Raw genomic sequence first — 4,166 nt, 5'->3', positions numbered from 1 at the left:
CGACCCCCAGGACGACGGCCGCCACGACGGGCACGACGACGGGCTCGACGAGGACGGCCGCGAGGGCGACGGTCCGCGCGACGAGCACGACGCGCCGCGCGGCGGCCGCGTCGAGCGCGCCTCGCGCCGGATCGGCTGGCGCAAGCTCGTCTTCCTGCCGCTGGTGCTCGCGCTCGCGCTGCTCGGCACGTGGCTCTACTACGACACGGCGACGCTCGACGTCATCGCCCGCAACTCGCTCGGCGGCGGGAACATCTGGCTGCGGGTGCGCCAGCACATCCAGCTCACCGTCATCTCGACGTTCTTCGTGCTGATCATCGCGATCCCGCTCGGCATCCTGCTCACCCGGCAGCGGCTGCGCAAAGCCGCGCCCGTGGCGGTCGCCTTCGCCAACATCGGGCAGGCGACCCCGGCCCTCGGTCTCCTCGCGCTGCTCGTGATCTGGCTGGGCACGGGCGAGTTCCCCGCGCTCGTCGGCATCATCATCTACGCGATCCTCCCCGTCCTCTCGAACACGATCGCCGGGCTGCGCGCCAACGACCCGACGCTCCTCGAAGCCGCGCGCGGCATCGGCATGTCGCCGCTCATGGTGCTCGGCAAGGTCGAACTGCCGCTCGCGGTGCCGCTGATCCTCTCGGGCGTGCGGACCGCGCTCGTCCTCAACGTCGGCACCGCGACCCTCGCGACGTTCGGGGGCGGCGGCGGGCTCGGCGACATCATCACGGCGGGCATCACCAACCAGCGCATGTCGGTCCTCGTGATCGGCTCGATCCTCACGATCGTGCTCGCCCTCCTCGTCGACTGGCTCGCCTCGCTGGCGGAACTGCTGCTGAGGCCGCGGGGACTGGAGGTCGGCTCATGAAGGCGGGTGTCATTCGTACGGGTGAACGCGGCGGCGCGGCGGCAGGCGTACGCGGCGGCTCCACGGCGGTGCGTGGCCGCCTCCGGACCGGCCCGAGGTACCCCCGTACCGCCGTCGCCGCGCTCGCCGGGGCGCTGCTGATCGGCGCGGCGGGGTGCGGGCTCACGAGCGGCAGCCCGCTCGTGGACGACGTCGGGCCCGGGTCCGTGGGCAAGGGCGAACCGCTCAAGGACGCGAAGATCACCGTGACGTCGAAGGAGTTCACCGAACAGCTCGTGCTCGGCGCGATCATGGGCATCGCCTTCAAGGCGGCGGGCGCCGACGTCCTGGACCGTACCGGCATCCAGGGCTCGATCGGCGCGCGCGAGGCCGTCAAGAGCGGCACGGCGGACGCGATGTACGAGTACACGGGGACCGGCTGGATCACGTACCTCGGTCACACGAAACCGATCATCGACCCGCACGAGCAGTGGGTCGCCGTGCGCGACGCGGACCGGCGCAACGGCATCACGTGGGGCCCGCCCGGGCCGCTCAACAACACGTACGCGCTCGCGCTCAACCAGCGGAACGAGCGGAAGTACCGCACGAAGACGCTCTCCGACGTCGCCGCCCTGTCGAAGAAGAACCCCGGCGCGGTGACGCTGTGCGTCGAGGGCGAGTTCGCGGCGCGCGAGGACGGGCTCAACGGGCTCAAGCGGGCCTACGGCATGAACATCCCGAACTCGCGCGTCACCAAGATGGCGGGCGGCATCGTCTACACGCAGACCGCGAAGGGGGCGTGCGTCTTCGGTGAGGTGTTCACGACGGACGGCCGCGTCAAGGCGCTGAACCTGAAGGTCATGAAGGACGACAAGCACTTCTTCCCGAACTACAACGTGGCGCCCGTCTTCCACACGAAGTCGCTCGAAGAGCACCCGCAGATGGAGCAGGTGCTGGCGCCGATCACGAAGAAGCTGACGAACGCGGTGGCGCTGGAGCTGAACGCGAAGGTGGACGTGGACGGCGAGGACCCGCACGACGTGGCGCGGGACTGGCTGGAGGAGGAGGGGTTCGTGAAGAAGGGCGGGGGGTGAGGGAAGGGGCCGGTGCGACGGGGGGTACGCCACGCTTCCGCACGGTGCGCAGTACCGTACAGATTAGGGACGATTTCGTTCCCTATATTGAGAAGCCGCAGGAGTACGAAGCCATGAAGACGATCACCGCCGCTGTCGCACGCGCGCGCAAGGCCCCCCTGAGCATCGAGGAGCTGCGCCTGGACGACATCCGCAACGACGAAGTCCGGGTCAAGCTCGTGGCCTCGGGCATCTGCCACAACGACGCGCTGACGCGGGACGGCGTCTACCCCACCCCGCTGCCCGCCGTGCTCGGGTACGAGGGCGCGGGGATCGTCGAGGAGGTCGGGGCGGACGTCACGAGCGTCAAGCCCGGCGACCACGTCATCCTCTCCGCCGCGTACTGCGGACACTGCGCGCAGTGCCTGGCGGGGGACGTGGCGTACTGCGCGAACATGATGACCGTCGACTTCGGGGGCCGCCGCCGCGACGGTTCCACCTCGCTGTCCACCGCGTCCGGCGAGGTCGTCTCCTCGCACTACTTCGGGCAGTCCTCCTTCAGCACGTACGTCAACGCGCTGGAGCGGGCCGTCGTGCCGGTGCCCGCCGACGTGCCGCTGGAAATCCTGGCGCCGCTGGGTTGCGGCATCCAGACGGGTGCGGGCTCGGTGCTCAACGACCTGCGCCCCGAGGCGGGCTCCGTGCTCGCCGTCGCCGGCACGGGCGGGGTCGGGCTCGCGGCGATCATGGCCGCCAAGGTGGCCGGCTGCGGCACGGTGATCGCCGTGGACGTGCACGACTCGCGCCTCGAACTGGCCCGCGAGCTGGGCGCGACGCACACCGTCAACAGCAAGACCGCCGACCTCGGCGCGGAGCTGGACCGCATCACCGGCGGCCGGGGCGTCAACTACATCCTCGACACGACGGGCGTTCCCGCCGTGCTCTCGGGCCTGGCGAAGGCGCTCGCGGTACGGGGCGTCCTCGCCACCGTCGGCTCGGCCCCCGCCGGCACCGAGGTCCCCTTCGAGATCGGCCTCTCGCTCCCCAAGGGCTGGACGTTCAAGACGATCATCCAGGGCAGCTCGGTCTCGCAGAACTTCATCCCGCGCCTGGTGGAGCTGTGGTCGCAGGGCCGCTTCCCGGTCGAGAAGCTGGTGAAGCAGTACGCGTTCGAGGACATCAACAAGGCGTTCGAGGACTCTGCTTCGGGCGCGACGGTGAAGCCGGTGGTCGTCTTCTGACGGCGGGAAGCCCTCCTGGCTCACTCGTTCGAATGAACGCAAAGAACCTTTGCAAAAATCTCTTGCAAAGGTTCTTTGCGTTCTCTACGGTAGTGCCATGACCGAGGACCTGACCCCCACCGAAGAGGCCGTCGCCCGGGCGACGCGGCAGCTCGACGCCCGCGGACTGCGCGGGCTCGCCCATCCCTTGCGCCTCCAGCTGCTCAACTCGCTGCGGCGCGGGGGCCCGGCCACCGCCTCGCAGCTCGGCAAGGAGCTGGGCGAGTCGAGCGGCGCGACGAGCTATCACCTGCGCCAGCTCGCGGAGTACGGCTTCGTCGAGGACGACCCGGAGCACGGCACGGGGCGCGAGCGCTGGTGGCGGGCGGTCCCGGAATCGATCAACTTCGATGTCCGCAAGGTCGATCAGGACGATCCCGAGATCCGGGGCGCCACCGATGTCCTGCTCCACGAGATCGCCTCCACGCACTACCGCGAGACGACCTCCTGGGTCGCCGACCGCGACCGCTGGCGCGATACGCCCTGGGAGGAGGCCGGGACCTTCAGCGACATGACGCTCCACCTCGACGCGGCCGAGCTCAAGGAGCTGGGCGCGCGCCTGCTCGCCCTGATCGGGGAGTACGACGGCCGGGACGCGGGCAGGGAGGGGCGCGGCGAGGTACGGGTCCACCTCCACGCCCTGCCGATCCACCGGGCGGCGCGCAGCTGAGTCGCCCCGCGGCCCCCAACTGAGACACCCAGCGGCCCGCCCGCGCTCCGCGCGAGTGGCACGGGCCGCGCAACGCACCGCATTCGAACACACGTTCCCTTCATGCGTCGGAGAGGCAGCAGCCATGTCGTACGAGATCTACGGAAAGCACGTGCTCGTCGGAGCCTTCGGAATCCTTGAGACGGACCACCAGTTGCTGCACCACTACCGGGCGAGGGACCTGCGGGCCGAGGCCGCCGCCGGCACCCTGGCGCGGCGTGCGGAGCGCCGGGGGCGGGCGCCGGGCGCGGGGCGGGTGCGGG

General features: G+C 70.5%; 4 protein-coding genes. All 4 read left to right on the top strand.

The window, feature by feature from the left end; translation table 11 throughout:
- The coding region (locus G3I42_RS19255; RefSeq protein ID WP_164287602.1) for an ABC transporter permease at window positions 1-862 on the top strand (862 nt) is incomplete at its 5' end.
- Between the two features lie 137 nt (window positions 863-999).
- Window positions 1,000-1,935 carry a glycine betaine ABC transporter substrate-binding protein gene (locus tag G3I42_RS19250; RefSeq protein ID WP_203607027.1) on the top strand — a complete coding sequence of 312 codons (936 nt, stop codon included), beginning with the start codon at window positions 1,000-1,002 and terminating at the stop codon, window positions 1,933-1,935.
- A gap of 44 nt (window positions 1,936-1,979) precedes the next feature.
- Complete coding sequence (locus G3I42_RS19245) at window positions 1,980-3,155, top strand: NAD(P)-dependent alcohol dehydrogenase (RefSeq protein ID WP_343244590.1); 1,176 nt, start codon at window positions 1,980-1,982, stop codon at window positions 3,153-3,155.
- Window positions 3,156-3,252: 97 nt separating this feature from the next.
- Entirely contained in the window at window positions 3,253-3,864 is a 612-nt protein-coding gene (locus tag G3I42_RS19240; RefSeq protein ID WP_164287600.1) for a helix-turn-helix domain-containing protein, read from the top strand.
- Window positions 3,865-4,166 lie beyond the last annotated feature (302 nt).

It is taken from the genome of Streptomyces sp. SID11385 (assembly GCF_010548245.1).
Classification (GTDB): Bacteria; Actinomycetota; Actinomycetes; order Streptomycetales; family Streptomycetaceae; genus Streptomyces.
This window is presented reverse-complemented; position numbering and strand designations above follow the sequence as displayed.

Excerpts from the sequence above, each read along its gene's own strand:
- G3I42_RS19240 (WP_164287600.1), top strand. The coding sequence starts at position 3,253 with ATGACCGAGGACCTGACCCCCACCGAAGAGGCCGTCGCCCGGGCGACG.